Source organism: Stenotrophomonas sp. Sm2128 (assembly GCF_030985535.1).
Lineage (GTDB): Bacteria > Pseudomonadota > Gammaproteobacteria > Xanthomonadales > Xanthomonadaceae > Stenotrophomonas > Stenotrophomonas maltophilia.
The window spans coordinates 87965-110118 of record NZ_JAPTFQ010000002.1 but is presented as its reverse complement, the minus strand read 5'-3'; the positions used below and the strand labels follow the sequence as shown (position 1 = coordinate 110118).

At 67.5% G+C, this 22154-nt stretch carries 24 protein-coding genes; 15 read left to right on the top strand and 9 right to left on the bottom strand.

Annotated features, from left to right (window positions below; translation table 11 throughout):
- Positions 1–15 precede the first annotated feature (15 nt).
- Entirely contained in the window at positions 16–504 is a 489-nt protein-coding gene (locus O0K41_RS01425) for a hypothetical protein (protein WP_005407755.1), read from the bottom strand.
- Between the two features lie 83 nt (positions 505–587).
- Here O0K41_RS01425 and O0K41_RS01420 point away from each other — a divergent pair, with 83 nt between their 5' ends.
- Positions 588–1055, top strand: coding sequence for a DUF1456 family protein (locus O0K41_RS01420; RefSeq protein WP_005411992.1), 468 nt, complete (start codon positions 588–590; stop codon positions 1053–1055).
- Here O0K41_RS01420 and O0K41_RS01415 read toward each other — a convergent pair.
- The gene (locus tag O0K41_RS01415) at positions 1024–1911 is read right to left on the bottom strand and encodes a LysR family transcriptional regulator (protein ID WP_005407753.1); all 888 of its coding nucleotides are present in this window, start codon (positions 1909–1911) and stop codon (positions 1024–1026) included. The two genes, O0K41_RS01420 and O0K41_RS01415, sit on opposite strands and share 32 nt — an antisense overlap.
- Positions 1912–2054: 143 nt before the next feature.
- Here O0K41_RS01415 and O0K41_RS01410 point away from each other — a divergent pair, with 143 nt between their 5' ends.
- Positions 2055–3203, top strand: coding sequence for an MFS transporter (locus O0K41_RS01410; RefSeq protein ID WP_329752979.1), 1149 nt, complete (start codon positions 2055–2057; stop codon positions 3201–3203).
- Here O0K41_RS01410 and O0K41_RS01405 read toward each other — a convergent pair.
- On the bottom strand, positions 3200–3898 hold the full coding sequence (locus O0K41_RS01405; RefSeq protein ID WP_049459886.1) for a TorF family putative porin: 699 nt from the start codon (positions 3896–3898) through the stop codon (positions 3200–3202). The genes O0K41_RS01410 and O0K41_RS01405 overlap by 4 nt on opposite strands.
- A 177-nt stretch (positions 3899–4075) precedes the next feature.
- Here O0K41_RS01405 and O0K41_RS01400 point away from each other — a divergent pair, with 177 nt between their 5' ends.
- A complete protein-coding gene (locus O0K41_RS01400; RefSeq protein ID WP_080353073.1) occupies positions 4076–4465 on the top strand; it encodes a DUF6165 family protein in 390 nt (129 codons plus the stop codon).
- Between the two features lie 6 nt (positions 4466–4471).
- On the opposite strand, the gene O0K41_RS01395 is transcribed toward O0K41_RS01400, so the two are convergent.
- Together O0K41_RS01395 and O0K41_RS01390 are read right to left on the bottom strand one after the other, a co-directional pair.
- The gene (locus O0K41_RS01395) at positions 4472–5149 is read right to left on the bottom strand and encodes a response regulator transcription factor (protein ID WP_049449526.1); all 678 of its coding nucleotides are present in this window, start codon (positions 5147–5149) and stop codon (positions 4472–4474) included.
- Positions 5150–5339: 190 nt separating this feature from the next.
- Positions 5340–5924 (bottom strand): Ax21 family protein, encoded by a 585-nt coding sequence (locus O0K41_RS01390; protein WP_308304420.1) that lies wholly within the window; start codon positions 5922–5924, stop codon positions 5340–5342.
- 210 nt (positions 5925–6134) lie between these two features.
- Here O0K41_RS01390 and O0K41_RS01385 point away from each other — a divergent pair, with 210 nt between their 5' ends.
- On the top strand, positions 6135–8537 hold the full coding sequence (locus O0K41_RS01385) for a DPP IV N-terminal domain-containing protein (protein ID WP_164222227.1): 2403 nt from the start codon (positions 6135–6137) through the stop codon (positions 8535–8537).
- 91 nt (positions 8538–8628) lie between these two features.
- Complete coding sequence (locus tag O0K41_RS01380) at positions 8629–8988, top strand: DUF1428 domain-containing protein (protein ID WP_005407745.1); 360 nt, start codon at positions 8629–8631, stop codon at positions 8986–8988.
- Positions 8989–9003: 15 nt separating this feature from the next.
- Here O0K41_RS01380 and O0K41_RS01375 read toward each other — a convergent pair whose 3' ends face one another.
- Together O0K41_RS01375 and O0K41_RS01370 are read right to left on the bottom strand one after the other, a co-directional pair.
- The gene (locus tag O0K41_RS01375) at positions 9004–9687 is read right to left on the bottom strand and encodes a hypothetical protein (RefSeq protein WP_043035179.1); all 684 of its coding nucleotides are present in this window, start codon (positions 9685–9687) and stop codon (positions 9004–9006) included.
- Positions 9688–9794: 107 nt separating this feature from the next.
- Positions 9795–10688, bottom strand: coding sequence for a histone (locus O0K41_RS01370; protein WP_149500634.1), 894 nt, complete (start codon positions 10686–10688; stop codon positions 9795–9797).
- A 491-nt stretch (positions 10689–11179) separates the two neighbouring features.
- On the opposite strand from O0K41_RS01370, the gene O0K41_RS01365 reads away from it, so the two are divergent.
- From O0K41_RS01365 to O0K41_RS01320, 10 genes are all read left to right on the top strand, one after another.
- Positions 11180–12613 carry a Do family serine endopeptidase gene (locus tag O0K41_RS01365; protein WP_012478904.1) on the top strand — a complete coding sequence of 478 codons (1434 nt, stop codon included), beginning with the start codon at positions 11180–11182 and terminating at the stop codon, positions 12611–12613.
- Positions 12614–12714: 101 nt separating this feature from the next.
- A complete protein-coding gene (locus O0K41_RS01360) occupies positions 12715–13080 on the top strand; it encodes a hypothetical protein (protein ID WP_004153835.1) in 366 nt (121 codons plus the stop codon).
- A gap of 8 nt (positions 13081–13088) precedes the next feature.
- Positions 13089–13559, top strand: coding sequence for a phage holin family protein (locus O0K41_RS01355; RefSeq protein ID WP_005407741.1), 471 nt, complete (start codon positions 13089–13091; stop codon positions 13557–13559).
- On the top strand, positions 13556–14017 hold the full coding sequence (locus tag O0K41_RS01350; RefSeq protein ID WP_005411983.1) for a hypothetical protein: 462 nt from the start codon (positions 13556–13558) through the stop codon (positions 14015–14017). The genes O0K41_RS01355 and O0K41_RS01350 overlap by 4 nt, the downstream gene beginning before the upstream one ends.
- 67 nt (positions 14018–14084) lie before the next feature.
- Positions 14085–15194, top strand: a complete 1110-nt coding sequence (locus O0K41_RS01345; RefSeq protein WP_005411982.1) for an AI-2E family transporter — start codon at positions 14085–14087, stop codon at positions 15192–15194.
- Between the two features lie 91 nt (positions 15195–15285).
- Complete coding sequence (locus O0K41_RS01340) at positions 15286–15753, top strand: hypothetical protein (RefSeq protein WP_005407738.1); 468 nt, start codon at positions 15286–15288, stop codon at positions 15751–15753.
- Positions 15754–15827: 74 nt separating this feature from the next.
- A complete protein-coding gene (locus O0K41_RS01335; protein ID WP_024956412.1) occupies positions 15828–16547 on the top strand; it encodes an HAD-IA family hydrolase in 720 nt (239 codons plus the stop codon).
- A 3-nt stretch (positions 16548–16550) separates the two neighbouring features.
- Positions 16551–17918 (top strand): leucyl aminopeptidase family protein, encoded by a 1368-nt coding sequence (locus tag O0K41_RS01330; RefSeq protein ID WP_164222229.1) that lies wholly within the window; start codon positions 16551–16553, stop codon positions 17916–17918.
- Positions 17919–18054: 136 nt separating this feature from the next.
- On the top strand, positions 18055–19158 hold the full coding sequence (locus O0K41_RS01325) for a catalase family peroxidase (RefSeq protein ID WP_088436372.1): 1104 nt from the start codon (positions 18055–18057) through the stop codon (positions 19156–19158).
- Entirely contained in the window at positions 19155–19691 is a 537-nt protein-coding gene (locus tag O0K41_RS01320) for a cytochrome b (RefSeq protein ID WP_088436371.1), read from the top strand. The genes O0K41_RS01325 and O0K41_RS01320 overlap by 4 nt, the downstream gene beginning before the upstream one ends.
- Before the next feature lie 644 nt (positions 19692–20335).
- Here O0K41_RS01320 and O0K41_RS01315 read toward each other — a convergent pair.
- Both O0K41_RS01315 and O0K41_RS01310 read right to left on the bottom strand, forming a co-directional pair.
- A complete protein-coding gene (locus O0K41_RS01315; protein WP_005407733.1) occupies positions 20336–20938 on the bottom strand; it encodes a response regulator transcription factor in 603 nt (200 codons plus the stop codon).
- Positions 20935–22149: a sensor histidine kinase gene (locus O0K41_RS01310; RefSeq protein WP_049403472.1), complete on the bottom strand. Its 1215-nt coding sequence runs from the start codon at positions 22147–22149 to the stop codon at positions 20935–20937. Before O0K41_RS01310 ends, O0K41_RS01315 begins: the two co-directional genes overlap by 4 nt.
- Positions 22150–22154 lie beyond the last annotated feature (5 nt).

The following is a 22154-nucleotide window of genomic DNA, read 5'->3' as shown; positions in this document are numbered from 1 at the left end:
CGAGGCGTGCGCGGCTCAGCGCACGCGGAATACCCGGGCCTTGGGCAGGTCTTCGTCGACCTGCAGGAACCAGCGCCCGGCAATTCCTGGAACAACGGCGATCTGCGGCGACTGCAGCACCTTGCGCAGCTTCATCTGCCCCTTCATCACCTGCCATTGCTGGCCGTTATCAAGGGTGAACAGCGTGCCGGGCTGCCAGCCTGCGACCTCTCCGACCACGCGTGCATTGACCGGTCCTTCTTCCAGGCCCAGATGCATTGCTGCCGGTGCCGGCACATTGGCAGGCAGCGGCGCAGCGGCGGGGGCCACCGCTGCCGTCGGCCCGGTGGCCGCGCGCTCTGCCTCGCGCAGTACCCGGTTCAGCGCCTGCAACTGCGCTGGACTGAGCCCGACCTCGGCCAGTTGGGATGCACTCAGGCGCCGCTCGACGGGTACGAAACGGTCCTGGGCGAAGGCAGCGAAGCTGCTGGCGAGCAGCAGTGCGGAAAACAGATACCGGCGCATGCAAGGGTCTCAGCGAACGAGTGCCCACGATGCTGCAGTTCGATGACACTCCGGTGACACACCAGGGGCCGGTACAATGGGCCATGATCAACAACGATGTCCTGCGCAGCGTGCGCTATTCCCTGGACCTGGGCGACCACCACGTGGTGACCCTGTGCCAGATGGCCGACCCGGCCTTCGCCGTGGATCCCGAACAGGTGAAGGCCTGGCTGCGCCGCGAGGACGAAGCCGGCTTCGAAGCGATGAGCGACAGCGCGCTGGCGCACTTCCTCGATGGCCTGATCGTGCACCTGCGCGGTCGCGACGAGAGCCAGCCGCAGCGCGCGGTGGAAACCCGCATCGACAACAACCTGGTGCTGAAGAAGCTGCGCGTGGCGTTCCAGCTGCGCGACGTCGATCTGATGGAGATCTTCGCCAGCGCCGGTTTCAACGTCTCCAAGTCGGAAGTCGGTGCGCTGTTCCGCCAGCCCGGGCACACCAACTACCGGCGTTGCCTGGACCAGATGCTGCGCAACTTCCTCAAGGGCCTGAGCCTGCGCCTGCGCGGCTGAGCACGGCCTCGACGAACGCCCGCGCCGCCGGTGTCGGCAGCCGCTGCCAGACCAGGTGCACGCGGCGGGTCGGGGTTGGCTGCAGCGGAATCCGCACCACGCCCTGGAAGCCTTCGGCGATCAGCGCCGGCACGATGCCAACCGCCAGACCATGGCGGACGAAGCGCTCCACCAGTTCCATCAGGTTGACCTCGAAACGCACCGTGTGCGGCAGGCCAGCGGCGACGAAAGCATCGTCGGTCTGCCGCCGCGCACCGGTGCCGCGCGGGAAGTCGACCAGCGCCTCGTCCTGCAATTCGGTCAATGGCAGCCGCTTGCGCCTAGCCAGCCGATGCGAGGGGGCCAGCACCGCCACCAGGTCTTCTTCCTGCAGCATCTGGTGGCAGACCCCGTCCAGGCCGGCCGAGGGCGCCAACCCCACCAGTGCAACATCCAGGTCACGCGACTGCACCTGCGCGATCAGGTCCTCGCTCTTGTCCACCCGCAACTGGAATTCCACCTGCGGGTGCGCCTGCTGGAACGCGGCCAGCATCGCCACCACATCGATATCGGTCAGCGAGGAGATCTGCCCGATCGCCAGCAGCCCGCGCACCTCGCCACTGACCGCGGCCACGTCGGCGCGCAGGTGGCGCAGGCTGACCAGCACCTGGCGTGCGTGCACCAGCAGCGCCTCACCCGCTGCCGTCGCCCGCACCTGCCGCGGCAGGCGCTCGAACAGCGGCGTGCCCAGTTCCTGCTCCAGGTAGGCAATCTGGTGGCTCAACGCGGACTGCACCACATGGCAGCGTTCGGCTGCGCGGGTGAAATTGCCCTCCTCGGCCAGGGCAACGGCAAATTCGAGCTGCTTGAGATTCATCCGACTATCTCGTTTACAGATGGCAAGGATGATGATGATTCATTTCCATCATGGCCGCAGCAGGTGGACACTGTGCCCCCCGCTTCCTGGAACACCGCGTGAGCCCGTCCCTCCCCCCTTTGCACCGCTGGCAGGTGCTGCTGATGTCGGTGGCTACCGGCGTGGCCGTGGCCAGCAACTACTATGCGCAGCCACTGCTGCACACCATCGCCGACGCCTTCGGTGTGCCGTTCGGCCAGGTCGGCATGGTCGTTACCGCCGCGCAGCTGAGCTATGCCGCCGGCTTGATCCTGCTGGTGCCGCTGGGTGACCTGTTCGAACGCCGCCGCCTGATCGTGGTGATGAGCCTGCTGTCGGCCGGCGGACTGGTGATCAGTGCCTGCGCACCGTCACTGACCTGGTTGCTGGTGGGCACCGCCATCACCGGCCTGTTCTCGGTGGTCGCCCAGGTGCTGGTGCCGTTCGCCGCTACGCTGGCCGCGCCGGAACATCGCGGTCGCGTGGTCGGCACGCTGATGAGTGGCCTGCTGCTGGGCATCCTGCTGGCGCGCACCGTGGCCGGCCTGCTTTCCAGCCTGGGCGACTGGCGCCTGGTGTATGCGATCGCCGCTGCCACCCTGGTGCTGACCGCACTGGCATTGCAGCGCGGTCTGCCGCGATTCCACCACAGCGCCGGCTTGGGCTATTTCGCATTGCTGCGCTCGATCGGCGTGCTGTTCGTGCAGGAACCGGTGCTGCGCCAGCGCACGCTGCTGGGCGCCTGCAGCTTCGCCATGTTCGCGATCTTCTGGACCCCGCTCGCGTTCCTGCTGGCACAGCCGCCGTATGCCTACAGCGACGCCACCATCGGCCTGTTCGGGCTGGTCGGCGCGGCCGGCACGCTGGCGGCCGGCCTGGCTGGCCGCATGTCCGACCGTGGCCAGACCGGGCGTGCCACCACCATTGCACTGTTGCTGTTGCTGCTGTCGTGGCTGCCGCTGGGGCTGTCCGCACACTCGCTGCTGGCATTGCTGGTGGGCGTGGTGGTACTGGACCTGGCCGCACAGCTGTTGCACGTCAGCAACCAGAACCTGATCTACGCACTGCAACCGGCGGCACGCAACCGCCTCAATGCCGGCTACATGACCGGCTATTTCATCGGTGGTTCGCTGGGTTCGCTGCTGTCTGCGCAGGTCTACCAGCGCTTCGGCTGGACCGGCGTCTGCGTGGCCGGCGCTGCCGTGGCTGCGCTGGCCCTGCTGCTGTGGCTGCCCGGCGCGCTGCGCGCGCGCCAGGCGTCGCTGCCCGACTAGAAGCTGCCCTGCAGCGCCAGCTCCCATCGCCCACCGGCGTTGCCGGGGAACAGGCGCTTGGCTGCGCTGTCCGTGTCATGCACGGTGGCGCGCAGTTCCCATGCGGGGGTCAGCGAGGCGATGGCACTGAGCTGCCCATGCAGGTAGTCCGGGCCCTGGGCGGTGGCCAGCCAGTACTGGCCCACCGCTGCTTCCAGGCGGAGGCGTTCGTGCAACGGCACACGCACACCCAGCTGGGCATAGGTACCGCGATGGCCACCGGCCAACGCATCGTTGGAATGGGCGACCTGCAGCCAGGCGCGCTGCTTCCAGGTCACCGTGGTGTTGAGCTCGGTCCAGTCCAGCGCGCGGCCGGTGCCCGGGTACACGTAACGGGTCAGGTTGGCATCCAGGCTCCAGTCCGGTGCCAGTGCGCCGGACCAGCCCGCCACCAGGTCGAACTCGCTGCGCGCGCCATTGTCCGGCTTGAACGAAACGTTGGACCCCCACACGCTGGCGTACCAGCCCGCTGGGATCGAGACCTTCGCGCCGGCCTGCACCGCCGGGTCGCCGTCGCTCTGCGAGCTGCCGCGCCATACGTAGTCACTGGTCAACGCCGCACTGCCACTGACCTGCACCTGTGCCTGCGCGCTGCCGATCCCGAGCAGCCCTGCCAGGGCGGCCACCAGCGCCGCCATCATCCCCTTGCTGTTCACTGCACTGTGTTCCTCGTCGAAGGCGGTCACGCCGCCGGGAACGCAGTGTCGAGGCGGGGGCCGTAACGAATCGAGGGTGCTGCCGGGCCCGTGGCGCAAATTCGGCGTAAATCCCGTGGACTGCGGCCAATGCCAGCAGCGCGGTATCATGGCGCCCTGTTTCCAGGAACCAACCGCGTGGACGCCATCCTGACTCCGGTATCGATCGGCGAGCTGATCGACAAGATCGCCATTCTCGAGATCAAGGCCGAGCGCATCGACGATGCCGCCAAGCTGGCCAACGTCCGCACCGAGCTGGACGGCCTGCTGCCGTTGCTGCAGCAGCTGCTGCACGCACAACCGGCACTGGCCGCGCTGAAGCAGCAGCTGAAGGTGATCAACGAGCGCATGTGGGACATCCAGGACCAGCTGCGCGACAAGGAAGCGGCCCAGGTGTTCGACGATGCCTTCATCCAGCTGGCACGCGGTGTCTATGGCACCAATGGCGAGCGCGTGCAGGTGAAGAACGAGATCAACCGCGTGGCCGGTTCGGCCCTGGTCGAAGAAAAGCAGTACCAGGGCGAGTAAGCCCGCTCATCCGCATTCGAGCAGGTGCCGGATGCGGAACAGCTCACCATCGCTGTGGATGCCCAGCTTCTCGTAGGCGGTCCGCTTCTGCGTGCTGACCGTACTGGCCGTGCGCCCGAAGCGCCGCGCCACCTCCCCGGTGGTGCAGCCCTGCAGGACCAGCCGCAGCACCTCGCGCTCGCGTCGGCTCAAGGGCGTGAGCACCGGCGCCGGTGTGCGCCGCATGCGCGATCGGCTCAACTGCGTGCGCAACTCCGGGGGCACGAAGCGACCGCCACGCGCCAGTACGTCAACTGCGCGCCGCAGCATCTCCGGCGTGGTCCCCTTGGACAGAAAGCCGCGCGCGCCGGCCTGCATCGCCATGGTCACCGTGCTGGCATTGCAGTGCGCAGACAGCACCAGCACCGGCAGCAGCGGCCAGCGCCGCGACAACAGCCGCAACAGGGCCAGGCCCTGTTCGGGTCCGCACGGCGCCAACAGGTCGATCAGCAACAGGTCGATGCCATCCGGCTGGCGCTGCAGCAGATCGAGCAGATCATCTTCGCGGGTGAAGCTGCCACAGACCTGCACGCCACCGTGCTGGCAAAGCACCACCTCCACCCCCAGGCGCAGCACGGGATGCGGCGCCAGCATTGCCAGGCGGCGGGGCCGATCGAGGGGCAGAGCGGGAACGGCAGGCGGCATCACATGGATCCGACGATACGAAGTGCCCACCGTAGGGCCGCCCCGGGAGCAGCGGAATCCAATTTATTGCAACGCAGCAGCGGCCCCGGAACATGCTCAGCTGCGGTTTCGGGTCGTCACAACGCAACAGGCCCGGCATGAGCCGGGCCTGTCGAGGCATCTTCAGCGCGCAGGCGCGCCGAGGAAGCTATTACCAGCTGAAACGCGGGCCGACGGTGTATTCCTTGTCGCCGTGGCGGTTCATCTTCAGCTCGCCATTCAGGCCCCAGTTCTGGTTCAGCTTGACCTGACCACCCAGGCGGCCGTACCACTGGCCGTCGATGTCGACGCCGTGCTTCTTGGCGTAGTCTTCGTAGCCGACCATGCCGTAGACCTCGGCGTGGGCACCGAAGGCGGTGCGGATACCGGCTTCAGCGCTGTAGCCGTTGAAGTCCAGGCCGTGCTTGCGATCGAACTTCTGGTAGGCAACGCGGGCAACGAAGTCGGTCGACGGAGCGATTTCGACGTTGTAGCCGGCACCGACCTTCCACTGGTCAACCTTGATGTTGGTGTGGTCGACTTCCTGACGGCTGTATTCACCGAACGCGTGGAAGTTCGGCAGGAAGCCGTAGGAACCCTTGACGCCCCAGCCGTCAGCCTTGATGCCATCGACGTCGGTCTTGGCGTAGTCGGCCTCAGCGTAGTTGTACGACAGGTTCTCAGCAGCCGAAGCGGTGAACGGCAGGGCAGCGGCCAGGGCAGCGGCCAGGGCCAGAGCAATCAGCGAATTCTTCATGGGGGTACACCTTTACTTTCTTATGGTGTGCAGCAGCGCCAGGGCGCCATCGCATCGGGAATGTAAATTCTCCGTTATTCGCCACAACGCTCCCTGAAAACAGTGGTCTTCGCATTGCTGAATTTTTGGGCTTGATTCAGGCTCCGTCTGGCATACGCGCGCGGCGCGCGTCCATCTGTAATCCTTCGACGATTGCAACAGGAGGTTGCCTTGCTCGTTTCCGATCCGCTGCGGACGTGTGTCCGCGCCGCTGTCTTTGCATGCGTTGCCCTCTTGTCGCCACACACCGCACATGCGCTGCAGGCGATCGAATACCAGCGCGCCGAACGCGTGCATGACAGTCATCTGCGCGGTGCGCTGCGCAATGCTTCGGTCCTGCCCCACTGGTTGGCCGATGGACGATTCTGGTATGAGCGCGAAGACACTCAGGGCCGGCGCCAGGCGGTACTGGTCGATCCGGTCCAGGCGACACGCCAGACCCTGTTCGAACCCACTGCGCTGGACGCTGCGGTTGCACCGCTCGGTGCCAGCGGGCCACGCCTGCGCCTGGCCAGCGTGCAGCAGGCGGACGATGGCCTGCGCCTGCGGTTCAGCGGAGAAGTGCCCGTCGATTGCCAATGGCCGCGCTGGCAATGCACACGTTCACCGGATGCGCGGCCGCCGGCCGATGCACTGCCTTCGCCCGTAGGCGATGCGTGGCTGCAGGTGCGCGACAACAACCTGTGGCTGCAGTCGCCTGGCACGGCGCCACGGGCACTGACCCACGGCGGAGAAGCCGGTAATGGCTATGGCGTGCTGCCGGACTTCGCCCTGCGCGGTATTCCACGCCGTCAGGGCCGGATGCCGGTGCGGCCGTTCGCGGTTGGCTGGTCTGCGGACGGGCGCTACGTGGCCGGCATCCGCTACGACGAACGCGCGCTGCAGGACTACCCCTATCTGGAAAGCAGCCCGACCCACAGCGCGCGGCCGCGCGTGCATACCGTGAAGCTGGGGGTGCTGGGCGATGCACAGCAGGTGCGCGACACCCTGTTTGTGGTGGATACCCGCAGCGGCAGGCAGCATGACATCGCGCTGCCCGAGGGCTGGAACACGCTCAGTGAGGCCGGCATCCTGGCTTGGGACGGCGATCGGTTGTATGCCGTGATCGCGCACTTCGGCACACCGCGCAGGCTGCGCCTGGTGGAGATCGATGCCAACAGCGGTGCACTGCGCACGGTTCTGGAAGAAGCCAGCGACACTCGCCTGCAGCTCAACGTGTATTCCTACAACCGGCCAGCGGTGGCCATCCTGCCCGGGCAGGACACCGCCGTGTGGTTCTCGCAGCGCGATGGTTGGGGCCATCTGTACCGGGTGCGCCTGTCCGATGGCAAAGTGGTGCGCCAGCTCACCCGCGGCCACTGGGCGGTGCGCGACCTGCTGGGTGTGGACGCTGTCGGTGGCTGGGCGTACTTCAGCGCCGGTGGCGTCGACGATGGCGACCCCTACGTGCGCGGCCTGTACCGGGTATCGCTGCAGGGAGGGCCGATCCAACGCTTGGCCGCCGATGGCTACGACCACATGGCCGATGCCGGTACCGGCGCGCTGTTCGGCGGGCGCGCACCCCAGGCGCTGTCGCCCAGCGGTGGCTATCTGGTGGACACCATTTCCCGTCTCGACCAGCCACCACGCACCGTGCTGCGGGCCAGCGATGACGGTCGCGAGCTGCTGGTGCTGGAAGCGGCGGACAACCGGGCAGTGCTTGCTGCGGGGTGGCGCCCACCGCGGCGCGAACGTCTGCTGGCCGCCGACGGGCGCACGCCGATCTTCGCCACCGTCTACCTGCCCCGCGACTATCGCGATGACGGCAGCTTCCCGGTGATCGATGCGATGTACGGCGGCGCCTTCATCAGCAATGCCCCGGTGACCTACGCCGAGGCGGTGTCCGCGCTGAATCCGGTGTCACGCGCCAGCCTGGCCGAGCTTGGCTTCGTGGTGGTCAGCATCGATGCGCGCGGCACCGGCGGCCGCGACAAGGCCTTCCATGACAGCAGCTTCCTGCACGGCGCCGATGTGCAGCTGGATGACCATGTGGCCGCGCTGCGCCAGCTGGGCGAACGCTACCCGGGCATCGACCTGCAGCGGGTCGGCATCTACGGGCATTCGTTCGGCGGTTACAGCGCGGCGCGGGCATTGCTGCGCTACCCGGCGTTCTACAAGGTTGGCGTGGCCTCGGCCGGCAGTCACAATTTCCAGGGCATGTACGGCGGCGCCCTGCACGGCATGGACCGGCTGTTCGGTGGCGTGCTGCCAGCCACGGCCATGACCGATGGCGTGCCGGCGCCCTTTGCCGGGCTCGACAACGCAGCGCTGGCCGACAACCTGCGCGGGCATCTGATGCTGGTCTATGGCGAGCTGGACGAAAACGCACCGCCGGCGCTGACCCTGCAGCTGGCCGCCGCCCTGAACAAGGCCCAGCGCAGCTACGACCTGCTGTACCTGGCCCGGCAGGACCACGAGCTGTTCCGCAACGACGCCACCTACACGCACCGCATGTGGGACTACTTCGTACGCCACCTGGCCGGCCAGCAGCCACCGGATACGGTGCTGGCACCGCTGCCCGGTGGCCCGGGCTGAACGGGCGCCCAGAGGATGTCGATCCCCGACGCTCTGGTTCGTCGTGTACTTGAAGGCCGTGCATGCGGCACGGTCCATCCGGAGGCAGGCAATGAGCTACATCGATGGTTTCGTCCTGGCGGTGCCCACCGCCAACAAAGAGAAGTTCCTCGCCCATGCACGCACAGGGGATCCCGTTTTCATCGAGTACGGCGCGCTGCGCGTGGTCGAGTGCTGGGGTGACGACGTACCGCACGGCAAGACCACCGACTTTTTCGGCGCGGTGAAAGCCACGCCGGACGAGACGGTGGTGTTTTCCTGGATCGAATGGCCGGACAAGCCGACCCGCGACGCGGGCATGAAGAAGATGATGGAAGACCCAAGGTTTGATCCGGCGACGAATCCGATGCCGTTCGACGGCGCGCGGATGATCTACGGTGGCTTCGTGCCGATCTACGAACTGACCCGCTGAACCGGGCGGACGTGCTCAGCGCGCGTCCGTTTCATCGCTGGCGGAGGCATGGCCGGCGCCCAGTGCGGCGCCGGCGCCGAGGCCCACACCGCCCATGCCGGCCCCCATTCCGCCACCGCCGCCTCCGCCCGCACGACCGCCCTTGGCATCGCCGTCGTTGCGGCCCTTGCCACTGGCACTGCCCGGCCGGGTCGGCCCCTGCGGCGGTATCTGCAGGTCGGCCGGAATCGGCGCCAGGTCCAGCGCTTCGCGCACGAAGTCGCGCAGCGAGACCACCAGTTCGTGGGTATGCACCGGTCGCCCCTGTGCAAGATCGTTGGCAGCGCGCGCAGCCAACCGCACCTGTTCGTCGGTGCCCAGCAGCAGGATGTCCGACAGCGCCGCTTCAACGGCATCGCGGATGCGGCGCGCGCGATCCGAGCGGGGTTCGGCGATGCCTTCGGCATCTTCGCGCTGGCGCAGGTCGCGGCGATGGCTGGGATCCACGCCCAGTTCGCCGGTGAACGAACCGCCCAGGGTCTTGTAGGCCGCCATCAGCGTGCGCAGCCGTTCGTTGATCTGCCGGTTCTCGCGCTCGCGGCGCTGTTGCAGGGTCTGCATCACCAGCAGGCGGATGCCCACGCCCAGCAGGGTGATCAGGACCAGGCCGGCCAAGGTGGACAGCACGCCCTGCCAGGAACTGAAGTCGATACCGCGCATGCCCGGGGCTCCAGCGGAAAGAACCTGCATCTTGCCCCGGACAGTGTCCCGGAAACGCGAAAGGCCCCACCACCCGGTGGGTGGCAGGGCCTTTGGTCACGGCGCGATTACTTGCGCTTGGCGGCCTTGCGCACGGCCTTCTTGGCCGGAGCCTTCTTGGCGGCGACCTTCTTCAGCGGGGCAGCCTTCTTGGCAACCGTCTTGCGGGTAGCGGCAACCTTCTTGCCAACTGCCTTCTTGGCAACGGCGGTCTTCTTGCCGACAACCTTCCTGGCAGCAGCGGTCTTCTTGCCGACGGCCTTCTTGGCGACGGCAGCCTTCTTGCCGACAACCTTCTTGGCGGCGGCGGTCTTCTTGGTGGCGACCTTCCTGGTGGCGGCAACCTTCTTGCCGACAACCTTCTTCGCAGCCACGGCCTTCTTGCCAGCGACCTTCTTGGCGGCGACGGTCTTCTTGGCCACAGCCTTCTTGGCCGTGGCGACCTTCTTGCCGACCACCTTCTTGGTGGCTGCGGTCTTCTTGGCAACGGTCTTCTTGGCGACGGCGGCCTTCTTGGTGGCAGCCTTCTTCACGGTGGCGACCTTCTTGCCGGCAGCCTTGGTGGCGGCCTTGGTGGTCTTCTTGGCAGCGGCGGCCTTCTTGGTCACAGCCTTGCCTGCAGCGGCCTTCTTCTTGGCCACTTCCTTCTTCAGGGCAGCGGCTTCGGCCTTGGCGTTCTTCCTGGCCGCTTCCAGCTTCTTCTTGGCGTTGGCAACAGTCTTGCCGACCGACTTGGCAGCCTTTTCGGCCTTCTTGGCAACGGTCTTCTCGACCTTGGCCACGGCCTTCTTGGCCTTGGCAACGCGGGTACCGGCAGCCTTGGTGGCGCGCTTGACGGTCTTCTTGACCGACTTCACTGCGTCTTCGGCAGCGTGGGCGATGGTCTCGCCAACGTTGGTGGCGGTTTCTTTGACGTTCTCGACAGCGTCGGTCACGACCGACACACCATTACCGTTGCTCATGTTGCCCTCCTGGGGGCCTTAAGTATCAAAACGGGGCGATGCTATACCGACATTGACGATCGTGGAACGGGGCATGCGCCACCAATCGCATCTGCTGCGACGGCGATGGTGTAGTCGACCATCCCTGCAGGCACACCGTGTTTACAGGAAACCCCTTTTTTTCAGTGCTGCGCCGCATGATCCGCGTCGTGACAGGCATTGGTTGTGTGCACCCGCCCGGATGCCGCGGAAGGCATGCAATATGGCGCGTCGCGGCACCGGGATGCGCAGAACTGCGCAAGTATCGTCCTGTATCCGCACGACCTGCGGCTGACGTCCGTACACTGCCGCGCGCCGCCGCCGCTGTCGTCACCGGCCCAGCGCCGGTCGTCGCGATCCGCGTTCCCGGCGCGCGGTTTTCATGGCGCATTTATCCAGATCGCGACACACTCATTCAGCTTGTTTTACCGTAGAGCCGAACCGCCCCCATTCCCGCCAGCGAACCGACTCCCATGCGACCGCTACCTACCCTGCTCACGCTCGCAATCGCCGCCGCCTTCGGTGGCTTCGTTGCCACCGGCATCAACGCCCACCTGGACAACCGTGCCGATGCCGCTCCGCTTCCAGCGGTGGTGCCGACCATGGCGGCACTGCCAGCCGCAGTGGCCGGGCAGCAGGTTCCGTCACTGGCACCGATGCTGGAGAAGGCGATGCCGGCCGTGGTCAGCGTCAACACCAAGCAGGTGGTGCGCGTACGCAATCCCTTCTTCAACGACCCGTTCTTCCGCCGCCTGTTCCCGGACATCCCGCAGGAACGCATCAACGAATCGCTGGGCTCGGGCGTGATCATCGACGCCAGGGAGGGCCTGGTGCTGACCAACCACCATGTCATCGACAACGCCGATGACGTACAGGTGACACTGGCCGACGGGCGCACGGTCAAGGCCGAATTCCTCGGCTCGGACCGCGATACCGACATCGCGCTGATCCGCATTCCGGCGCAGAACCTGACCGACATCAAGCTCGGCAACAGCGACCAGCTGCGGGTGGGCGACTTCGTGGTAGCCATCGGCAATCCGTTCGGCTTCAGCCAGACGGTCACTTCGGGCATCGTCTCGGCGGTGGGCCGCAGCGGCATCCGCGGGCTGGGCTACCAGAACTTCATCCAGACCGACGCGTCGATCAACCCGGGCAACTCGGGTGGCGCGCTGGTCGACCTGCAGGGCCAGCTGGTCGGCATCAACACTGCCAGCTTCAACCCGCAGGGCAGCATGGCCGGCAACATCGGCCTGGGCCTGGCGATTCCCTCGAACCTGGCGCGCAGCGTGGTCGACCAGCTGGTCAAGCACGGCGTGGTGGTGCGCGGCACGCTGGGCGTGGAAAGCCAGAACCTGACCGCGCAGATCGCGCAGGGCCTGGGCCTGGGCGAAACCCGCGGTGCGCTGATCACCCGCGTGCTGGCCGGTTCGGCGGCCGCCGCCGCCGGCCTGAAGCCGGGCGACGTGGTGGTGTCGGCCAATGGCCAGCGCGTGGACAGCGCCGAAGCCCTGCACAACGTGGAAGGCCTGGCGGCGGTCGGCAGCCCGATGACGCTGGACGTACGCCGCGAAGGCAAGCCGCTGCAGATCAAGGCGACGCTGAAGGAACAGGCACGCGCGGTCACCGGCGACAGCCTGGACCCGCGCCTGGGCGGGGCCACCTTCGTTGACCTGCCCGAGTCGCTGCGCCAGTCTGGCGCCAGCGGCGTGCTGGTCAGCGAGGTCAAGCGCGGCAGCCGCGCCGCCAGCAACGGCCTGCAGCAGGGCGACATCATCACCGATGCCACCGTCGGTGAATTCGCCGACCTGGCCAGCTGGCGCGCCAACTTCCAGCAGCGCCCGCCGACGCTGGTGCTGCGCGTGCTGCGCAACAATGGCCAGCAGCAGGGCCAGCTCGTGATGCGCTGATCGCCCTGCCGTAACACCCCCTATACCCCGGCAATGCTATTGCTGTCAGTCCAGGTCGGCACCGCCGACTCCCGTTCCCCCATCGCAACAGGAGTGATTCGATGAGCCCCACCAATACCGAGAACCTGAAGGAACACCTGGGTGAAGCCGGTTCCCACCTGAAGCAGGCCGCTACGGCCGCCGGCGGTGCGATCAAGGGTGCAACCGGTGCAGCGACCGACGAGCTTCGCATCGGCAAGGCCAACGTCAAGGCTGAATTGTCCGACAGTGCGCTGTCCGGCCTGGCCGCCGCCGAGTTCGGCGGTGCCGCCGCCAAGGAACAGGTCGATGCGCTGATGGACAAGGGCAAGGACCTGATCGACAGCGCCGCCGAACTGATCCGCGAACGTCCGCTGGCCTCGTTCGGCGTCGCCTTCGCAGCCGGCTGGATCATCGCCAAGCTGGCCCGCGGCAGCAGCGACAAGTAAGCCGCAGCGTGAGCGAAGACAACACGCAAGCGCCTGATCCGGCGGCCACCCCGCCGCTGGATGAGAGCATCCGCCAGGTCGGCGCGGCCGGTCGTGCCGCTGCCGATTCGGCCAAGCACACGCTGCGTTCACTGCGCCGGCTGGCCTCGGCCGACTTCGCGCTGGCGCGCAGCGCATTCGGTCGCGCGCTGGCCTGGGCCGGCGTGGCGATCGTGTTTGGTGCATCGGCGTGGCTGCTGATGGCCGCCACCCTCATCGCGCTGCTGCAGAGCTGGGGCCTGAGTTGGCTGCAGGCCCTGCTGATCACCTCGCTGCTGAGCCTGGCCGTCACCGGCTATGCGATCTGGCGGGTGTCCTACTTCTTCCACCACACCGGCATGCACGCCACCCGGCGTCAGCTGTCACGCCTGGGCCTGTTTGACGAACCCAGCGAAGACGACCCTGATGCCGGCGTGCAGCTGCCGGAGGGCAAGCCATGAAGTTCGGCGCGCTGCAGCGGCGGGTAAAACGCTGCGAACAGGTGGTGACCGTGCGCCTGGGCGAGACACAGGACCACTGGTCCACCCTCGGCCAGGTATGGCGACAGGGCTGGTCGCCGTTGCGCATCGTGGTGGTCGGCCTGGCCGGTGGCTTCATCGCCGGCAAGCTGGAGGTGCCGGGCAAGGTCAACGGTGCCCGCTGGCTGCAGATGGTCGGTTCGGTCTCGAACCTGTTCGCCAGTGCGCAGGCGGCGTTCGCCACGGCGATGGCGGCGCAGGCTGCGGCCACCGCCGACGATGCGGCCGAAGAAGCCGACGATGCCAGCGAGCAGGCACAGGCAGCGGCCTCCGCTGCCGGAGCACGGCCGGCACCGGCACCACGCTCCGTGCCGGAGCCAGAACCGGACCTGCGCGGACCGCGTCCGGCCGAAGCGGCCACCGAGCTGTCCGAACGTTGATCCATGGAATCCGCCGCGCCGATCGCGGCCGGCGGATAATGCGCTCCCCTTTCCGGTTGATGCGTCGATGAGCGAGTCCCTCCTGTCCCCGCCACCGGCCGGCCCCGACGAGCCAGAGGCAGCGCTGCCACCACCGTCGCGCCCGCGCGGGCCGATGTCGCTGGTGGTGCTGGCGACCCTGGCGGTGGGCTACACGCTGTGGGCCGCGCAGGACATCATCCTGCCGGTGCTGCTGGCGATGTTCTTCGCCCTGGTCGGCAACCCGATCCTGCGCCTGCTGCAGAAGCTGTGGATTCCGCGCGCGCTGGGCGCACTGTTGATCCTCGGCGCCGGCCTGGGCGTGACCGGTTCGCTCGCCGTGCAGCTGATCGGCCCGGCGATGGAATGGGCGCAGGAAGCCCCACAGCAGCTGCGCAAGGTCGCCCGCCAGGTGCAGGACCTGACCAAGCCGGTGCAGCAGGCCAACCAGGCGGCGGAGAACTTCGCCCGTGTGGCCGGCGGTGACAGCAACCACAAGGTGCAGGTGATCCGCACCCAGCTGGACGACCCGTACCGCATGCTGACCCGTGCACCGCGGCTGGCTGCCTCGGTGTTGGCCGTGGTGCTGCTGACGCTGTTCTTCATGATCTACGGGCAGAGCCTGCAGCGCGCGGCGATCGCCCTGTTCCCCAACCGCCAGCAGCAGCGCTTCACCACGGACATCCTGCGTTCGATCGAACGCGAGGTCTCGCGTTACGTGCTGACCATCAGCGTCATCAACACTCTGGTCGGGCTGGTGTTCGCCGGCGTGCTGATGCTGCTCGGTATCGGCCTGCAGGAAGCGCTGCTGTGGGGCACGGTGGCCGCGCTGCTGAATTTTGCGCCGTATGTGGGTCCGTTGATCGGCGTGGCGCTGATGCTGTTGATGGGCTTCGTCGAGTTCCGCGACCCGCTGCAGGCCCTGCTGCCAGCGGCCGCCTACCTGGGCCTGCACACACTGGAAGGGCAGATGGTGACCCCGATCGTGCTGGGCCGTCGGATGAAGCTGTCGCCGCTGGTGCTGATCCTGGCGCTGATGGTGTTCGGCTGGGCCTGGGGCATGATCGGGCTGCTGCTGGCGGTGCCGCTGCTGGTGTGCATCAAGCTGGTGCTGGCACGCCTGGACGGCATGCAGGGCTGGGCACGCCTGCTGGAGTGACGGCATCAACAACGGATGGACGCAGGTGGCGGAACCAGAAACAGGGACGAAGTGGCAGACTATGGCGCCCTACCCGGATGGATCCGCTCGGATGAACTCTCTCGCCACGCGTTGCCTTGCCTTGGCCTGCATTGCCGCTCCCGCGTTCGCCGCGACACCGCCGACTGCCGATCAGGCGCGCACCCAGCTTGCTGAGGCGGTTACCTGCAAGCGGCACCTCACGCCCATACAGTTCGACGCCATGGCCCGGATGCTGACACCGGCCCCGGCAAGGGTGCAGGACGGCGAATCCAGCGGCGAGTTCCGGCTGACCACGCCCTTGATGGTGCTGGGCCAGCCCGTGAACCGGCTGCAGTCCTATGACGGCGACAGCGGCGAGGATGGCATCGACAGTTTCACCGCGTACTTCAGCTCGGCCAGTGTGGAACAGGTCGCGGCACTGGCGAAGATGTCCGACCCGGTAGCAGGCACCTACACGAAGGAAGTTGGGCGGCACAACCTGGACGTGCAGCAGTTCGACGGCCAGACCACCATCGCCTGCTCGTACAACCTGCGCTGACCCGGCCCAGCCACAGTGCCCACCCGCCCGCCGCGTCGCATGAAAGCCCGCGCGGGCAGGGGTAGAATGGCGGGGTGAATTTCCCCGTCCAAGCCATCACCCTCGACCTTGACGACACGCTGTGGCCGTTCGCTCCGATCGGCGCCCGCATCGAACAGGTTCTGCACGCCTGGATGTGCGAACACAGCCCCGCTACCGCCGCGATGTATCCGGTGGAGGCGATGCGCGAACTGCGCGAGCGGCTGTACCACGCCCATCCGCACCTCCACCACGACCTGAGTGCGCTGCGCCGGCTGACCCTGCACGAAGCACTGCACACCAGCGGTGCCAGCCTCGATCTGCTGGAGCCTGCGTATGAAGTGTTCTACGCCGCGCGCAACCAGGTGGAGTGCTATCCCGATGCGATCGACGCGCTGGCGCGCATTGCCGCACGGGTACCGGTGGCGGCGCTGAGCAACGGCAACGCCGACCTGGAGCGGATCGGCCTGGCCCATCATTTCGCCTTCCAGCTGGGTTCGCGCGAACACGGCGCGGCCAAGCCCGAAGCCAGCATTTTCCATGCCGCGTGCACCCGCCTGGGTGCGGCACCGGCACAGGTGCTACACGTCGGCGATCATGTCGACATGGACGTGGCCGGGGCGATTGCCGCCGGCCTGCGCGGCTGCTGGATCAACCGCGACGCAGCCACCTGGACCCATCCGCAGCTGCAGCCGGACCTGCAGTTCGACACCCTTACCGGCCTGGCCGACTGGTTGGATGCCAACCTCGACGCCGCCGCACCCCGGAGTACCTGACGCATGAGCGAGATCACTGGTTTCACCGCCGACACCGCTGCGGCGCTGCCGTTGTACGTGCTGGACCGCGAGCAGTTCGCCGCCTGGAAGGACAGCCAGCCGGCTGCCACGCAGGCGTGGCTGGCATCGCAGGGCTTCAACGCCGGCGCCCACAGCGTGGCACTGCTGCCGGGCGCCGACGGCCTGGCCGGTGCCGTGATGGGCGTGGGTGATCGTGCCGATGCCTACAGCTATGCGCATGCGCCGCACGCGCTGCCGGAAGGCAGCGTCTGGCAGCTGGCCAATGAACTGCCGGCCGCCGAACTGGCGCTGCTGCAGCTGGGCTGGGGCCTGGGCAGCTACCGCTTTGACCGCTATCGCAGGCGCAACCGCGCACCGGCGCAGCTGGTGGCCTCGCCGACCGGTGAAGTGGCCGACCTGATCGCCGCCAGCCTGCGCGTGCGCGACTGGGTCAACACCCCGACCGAAGACATGGGCCCGCAGCAGCTGGAAGACGCCGCGCGCGCGCTGGCCGATGCACATGGTGCGCAGGTCGAGGCGATTACCGGCGACGAACTGCTGAAGCAGAATTTCCCGGCCATCCACGCCGTGGGCCGCGCTTCGCATCGTGCGCCGCGCCTGGTCGTGCTGCGCTGGGGCAGGGAGACCGACCCGGCACTGGTGCTGGTGGGCAAGGGCGTGTGCTTCGATACCGGCGGGCTGGACATCAAGCCGGCCGACGGCATGCGCAACATGAAGAAGGACATGGGCGGCGCCGCGCACGCACTGGCCCTGGCCGGCCTGGTGATGGCGCGCGGGCTGCCGGTGCGCCTGACCCTGCTGGTGCCCGCTGTGGAAAACGCGATCGGCCCCGATGCGTTCCGTCCGGGCGAGGTCATCGCCACCCGCAAGGGCCTGAGCGTGGAGATCGACAACACCGACGCCGAGGGCCGCGTGATCCTGTGCGACGCATTGACCTTCGCCGGTGAGCAGAAACCGGACCTGGTGCTGGACTTCGCCACCCTCACCGGTGCCGCGCGCATCGCCCTGGGCCCGGACCTGCCGGCACTGTTCAGCAACGACGACACGGTGGCCCAGCAGTGGCTGCAGGCCGGTGACGCGACCCGCGACCCGGTCTGGCGCATGCCGCTGTGGCGCCCCTACCTGCGCTACCTGAGCAGCGGCATCGCCGACCTGGCCAACGCCGGTTCGCGCATGGCCGGCTCGGTTACCGCCGCGCTGTACCTGGAACGCTTCCTGGAAGACGGCCAGCGCTGGGCGCATCTGGACGTGTATGCCTGGAACGACGGCGAGCGCCCGGGCCGTCCGGCCGGTGGCGAAGCGCTGGCGCTGCGCTCGGCGTGGGCGATGCTGAAGCAGCGCTACAGCTGATCGGGTGGGTGCCGACCGTTGGTCGGCACGCCGTCCCCGGAAATTCTGACGAAAAATTGAATTTCGGCCCCGGCCGGGTTCTGCGAGGATGTGTGGGTCGACCACCCACACGCTCCGTGAAGGCAGGACTCCGACCATGTCGCTCTTCCGCTACACCCGCGCTGGCCAGACGCCGGGCGCGCCACGCAAGCATTCCCCCCTGCTCTGGATCGCACTGATCGCACTCATTCTGGGTGCCGTCGCGCTGGCCTTCGCCTGGCTGGCCGGCTGGATTGGCGACCGCCTGACCGCGCAGCGCTTCACCGACACCATCGAAGCCACCGGCCCGGCACATCCCGGGTTCCGCCGGGCGCACAGCAAGGGCATCTGCGTGAGCGGCTGGTTCGAACCCAGTGCACAGGCCCCTACCCTGTCCAGTGCACGGGTGTTCTCGCAGCGCCGCGTGCCGGTGATGGGCCGCCTGTCGATCGGCGGCGGTGATCCCTACGGCGCCGACAACACCGCGCGCGTACGCAGCCTGGCGGTGCAGATGGTCGGCGATGACGGCCAGGAATGGCGGATGGCAATGAACAGCTTCCCGTTCTTCGCGGTGCCCGATGCCGAGGCGTTCTACGAGCAGACGCGCGCCTCCATTCCCGACCCGGCCACCGGCAAGCCCGACCCGCAGAAGATGGCCGCGGTGCTGGCGAAATACCCCAGTGCACAGGCGTTCCAGCAGTGGGCCAGGACGGCACCGTGGACCAGCAGCTGGGCCGACACCACCTTCAACAGCGTCAACAGCTTCTGGTTCACCAACGCGCAGGGCCAGAAGCGCGCGGTGCGCTGGCGCTGGCAGCCGCAGGCGCCGGTGGTGGAGATGGATGCGGAAACGCGCAAGCAGGCCAGCGTCGATTTCCTCAGCCAGGAACTGCAACAACGCCTGGCCAGCGGCCCGGTGCGCTGGAACCTGGTCGTGACCACCGCCGAGCCTCGCGATGCCATCGATGATCCGTCGGTACCGTGGCCCGAATCGCGTGATCAGGTGGTGGCCGGCGTACTCAGCCTGGACCGCATGCAGTCGCAGGAGGAAGGCGCCTGCGGCCAGATCAACTTCGATCCGCTGATCCTGCCCAGTGGCGTGCGCGGCAGTGATGATCCGATCCTGGCCGCACGCTCTGCGGTGTACTCGCAATCCTTCAACCGCCGCGAGCGCGAGCGCGCCAGCGGCAACGTCGAGCAACCGAAGGAGGCCGCACGATGAGCACCGGCAACGGCCACTTCAACCTGCTGGCGCGGGTGCTGCACTGGACCATGGCGCTGATGATCATCGCCATGCTGTTCATCGGCGTGACCATGGTCGCCTCGCTGCACCTGCGGCCGATGCTGATCGACCTGCACCGACCACTGGGCATCGCGATCCTGCTGCTGGTGCTGCTGCGCCTGTACAACCGCCTGCGCCACCGCCCGCCGCCGCTGCCGGCCGACCTGCCGGTGTGGCAGGTGATGGCGGCCAAGGCCTCGCACTGGATGCTGTATGCGCTGATGCTGGCGATGCCGTTGATCGGCTGGGCGATGCTGTCGGCCGGCGGTTACCCGATCGTGCTGTGGGGCGGCCTGCACCTGCCGCCGATCGTGCCGCACACCCCGGCGTTGTATGCCGCGCTGCGTAATGCGCACAGCTTGTTGGCGTATGTGTTGTTCGCCACGGTGCTGATGCATGTGGGGGCGGCGCTGTTCCATTTGTGGGTGCGGCGGGATGGCGTGTTCCAGGCGATGGCGCGCGGGAAGGATTGATGGGGTTCGCCGGGTGTTCCCGGCGGATTGTTTTCCGCGACTGCGGGGGGGTGTCACTTTTCTTTTCGCGCGAAAAGAAAAGTAACCAAAAGAAACGCGCCGCCAGAGCGCGAGCCGGTGCTGCGCACCGGTGCCCTGTGCTTCTCGGTGAATCAGGGGACGGCGCCGAACTCGCTACGCTCAAACACCGGCGCCTCTTCGCCCCTGATTCCCCTGCGATGCTCGGCTCGCTCAAGGCGGACCCAACATCAAGAGCGACAGCTGCGCCCAGTAGATCCACGCCATGCGTGGATGCTGTTGATCTTGACCTTCCAGTCCGCCTTGAGCGAGCCGAGCACCGCAGGTCCGGCGAGGGCGAAGAGGTGCGGGTGTCTGAGCGCAGCGAGTTCCCGCGCCGTCCCTCGACGGACCGAGGAGCGCAGGGCACCGGCGTGCAAAGCACGCCGGCTCGCGGCCGGCGGAGCGTTTCTTTGGTTACTTTCTTGATGGCGCACATCCATGTGCGCCACCCTACGGGCCGGCTACGCCGTTCCACGCTGCTCCTGCAGCGTGGTGCACGCGCAAAGAAAGTGACACCCCCTCCGCGGTCGCGGAAATGATCCGCCGGGCAGCGCCCGGCGCTACCAGTGCGTCGGCGCACGCCCCTACAACCATCCCTTCTGCCGCGCCAGCCGGTACGCCTCGATCCGGTTGGCCACCCCCAGCTTGCCGATGCACTCGGACAGGTAATTGCGCACCGTGCCATGCGACAACCCCAGCTGCTCGGCAATCTCGCTGGCGGTACGGCCCTCGCCCGCCAGCCGCAGCACGCGGCGCTCGCGATCGGTCAGCGGGTCGGCCTGCGACCACGCATCCAGTGCCAGCTGCGGGTCGATCGCGCGGATGCCCTGCTTCACCTTGCGCAGGGCATCGGCCAGGTTCTCGGCCGGTGCGTCCTTCAGCAGGTAGCCCAGCACGCCCGCTTCCAGCGCGCGGCGCAGGAAACCGGCACGGGCGAAGGTGGTCACGATCACGACCTTGATCGGCAACTCGTGGCGGGCGATGCGCTGGGCCAGTTCCAGCCCGGACAGGCCAGGCATTTCGATGTCAGTGACCAGAATGTCCGGCTGCAGCTGCTGCAGCATGCGCCACGCCGCCTCGCCGTCAGCAGCGCTGCCCAGCACCTCGATGTCCGGCTCCAGGCCCAGCAGCGCCGACAATGCACCGCGCACCATCGCCTGGTCTTCGGCAAGCAGGATGCGGATCATGCGGCACCATCCCGTGCCAATGATGCTGACGACAGCGGCGTGGTCGCGGCCACCAGTGGCACGCGCACGGTCACTAGGGTGCCTTCGCCGCGCGGCGACTGCAGTGACAACTGGCCGCCCAGCGCCATCGCCCGTTCGCGCATGCCACACAATCCGTTGCCCTCGGCCTGTACGCCACCGCGGCCGTCATCGCGTATCTGCATCACCAACTGTCGTTCCTCAAGCATGAAATCCACCTGCACCCGGGTCGCCTGTGCGTGGCGCACGATGTTGGTCGCAGCCTCGCGCAGCACCAGCGCCAGCCCACGTTCCACGTCGACCGGCATCGGCGGCGGCGGTGTGTACTGCAGGTGTACCTGCTGGCATTCCAGCAGCAGGCGCGCCGAGGCCAGCTCGCCAGCCAGGTCGCTGGCGCGGATGCCGGTCACCGCACTGCGCACCTGGGCCAGCGCCTCGCGGGCGATCGCCTCGGCTTCGCCGATCTCCTGCCGCGCGCGCGCGTCATCACGGTCGTACAGCTTGCGCGCCAGTTCCAGCTTCAGCGTGATCAGCGACAGCGTGTGGCCCAGCAGGTCATGCAGATCGCGGCCGATACGCTCGCGCTCGGCGGTGGTGGCCAGCCGCCGCACCTCGTCCTGGGACAGCTGCAGCGCAACGTCCCGTTGATGGCTCAAGGCCTCCACGTTCACCACCAGGCCGACGATGAACGACACGGCCGGCATCCACACCATGGCTTGCCACGGATAACCGACGTAGAGTGCAGCGCCGCAGAACAACAGGTTCAGGCCGGTGAGCTGCAACAGGTACACCCACCAGCCGCCACGGCTGCTCATGCGGATCATCACGCAACCGAACACGAAGTAGCTCAGTCCCGACGGATACCACGGCAGCAGCACCAGGGCCATCAGGATCATGCCCAGCGCATAGCGCCATGCGTGGTGCCGTGGCGCCAGCATCACCTTCGCATAGAGCAGCAGGAACAGCGGATAGCTGGCCACGGTCAGCAGCAGCCAGCGCACCGTGAAGCCATTGCCGAGCACCGGGGTGAGGAAGATCCAGACCGACCACAGCAGGTGGATCGCACCGCTCCAGGGCGACTTGCCACGCCGCAGCAGGTCGGCCACCGCCGAGTCCGGCGCGGGGCGCAGCAGGGACGCAAGCCAGCTCGACGACACGGAAGAATCCAGGCGGGAATGATCGCTGCCGATCATGCCAG

Excerpts from the sequence above, each read along its gene's own strand:
- O0K41_RS01360 (WP_004153835.1), top strand. The coding sequence starts at position 12,715 with ATGAGCCCCACCAATACCGAGAACCTGAAGGAACACCTGGGTGAAGCC.
- O0K41_RS01340 (WP_005407738.1), top strand. The coding sequence starts at position 15,286 with ATGAACTCTCTCGCCACGCGTTGCCTTGCCTTGGCCTGCATTGCCGCT.
- O0K41_RS01350 (WP_005411983.1), top strand. The coding sequence starts at position 13,556 with ATGAAGTTCGGCGCGCTGCAGCGGCGGGTAAAACGCTGCGAACAGGTG.
- O0K41_RS01325 (WP_088436372.1), top strand. The coding sequence starts at position 18,055 with ATGTCGCTCTTCCGCTACACCCGCGCTGGCCAGACGCCGGGCGCGCCA.
- O0K41_RS01330 (WP_164222229.1), top strand. The coding sequence starts at position 16,551 with ATGAGCGAGATCACTGGTTTCACCGCCGACACCGCTGCGGCGCTGCCG.
- O0K41_RS01410 (WP_329752979.1), top strand. The coding sequence starts at position 2,055 with ATGTCGGTGGCTACCGGCGTGGCCGTGGCCAGCAACTACTATGCGCAG.
- O0K41_RS01380 (WP_005407745.1), top strand. The coding sequence starts at position 8,629 with ATGAGCTACATCGATGGTTTCGTCCTGGCGGTGCCCACCGCCAACAAA.
- O0K41_RS01415 (WP_005407753.1), bottom strand. The coding sequence starts at position 1,911 with ATGAATCTCAAGCAGCTCGAATTTGCCGTTGCCCTGGCCGAGGAGGGC.
- O0K41_RS01310 (WP_049403472.1), bottom strand. The coding sequence starts at position 22,149 with ATGATCGGCAGCGATCATTCCCGCCTGGATTCTTCCGTGTCGTCGAGC.
- O0K41_RS01420 (WP_005411992.1), top strand. The coding sequence starts at position 588 with ATGATCAACAACGATGTCCTGCGCAGCGTGCGCTATTCCCTGGACCTG.
- O0K41_RS01365 (WP_012478904.1), top strand. The coding sequence starts at position 11,180 with ATGCGACCGCTACCTACCCTGCTCACGCTCGCAATCGCCGCCGCCTTC.
- O0K41_RS01370 (WP_149500634.1), bottom strand. The coding sequence starts at position 10,688 with ATGAGCAACGGTAATGGTGTGTCGGTCGTGACCGACGCTGTCGAGAAC.
- O0K41_RS01320 (WP_088436371.1), top strand. The coding sequence starts at position 19,155 with ATGAGCACCGGCAACGGCCACTTCAACCTGCTGGCGCGGGTGCTGCAC.
- O0K41_RS01425 (WP_005407755.1), bottom strand. The coding sequence starts at position 504 with ATGCGCCGGTATCTGTTTTCCGCACTGCTGCTCGCCAGCAGCTTCGCT.
- O0K41_RS01315 (WP_005407733.1), bottom strand. The coding sequence starts at position 20,938 with ATGATCCGCATCCTGCTTGCCGAAGACCAGGCGATGGTGCGCGGTGCA.
- O0K41_RS01390 (WP_308304420.1), bottom strand. The coding sequence starts at position 5,924 with ATGAAGAATTCGCTGATTGCTCTGGCCCTGGCCGCTGCCCTGGCCGCT.
- O0K41_RS01345 (WP_005411982.1), top strand. The coding sequence starts at position 14,085 with ATGAGCGAGTCCCTCCTGTCCCCGCCACCGGCCGGCCCCGACGAGCCA.
- O0K41_RS01375 (WP_043035179.1), bottom strand. The coding sequence starts at position 9,687 with ATGCGCGGTATCGACTTCAGTTCCTGGCAGGGCGTGCTGTCCACCTTG.
- O0K41_RS01395 (WP_049449526.1), bottom strand. The coding sequence starts at position 5,149 with ATGCCGCCTGCCGTTCCCGCTCTGCCCCTCGATCGGCCCCGCCGCCTG.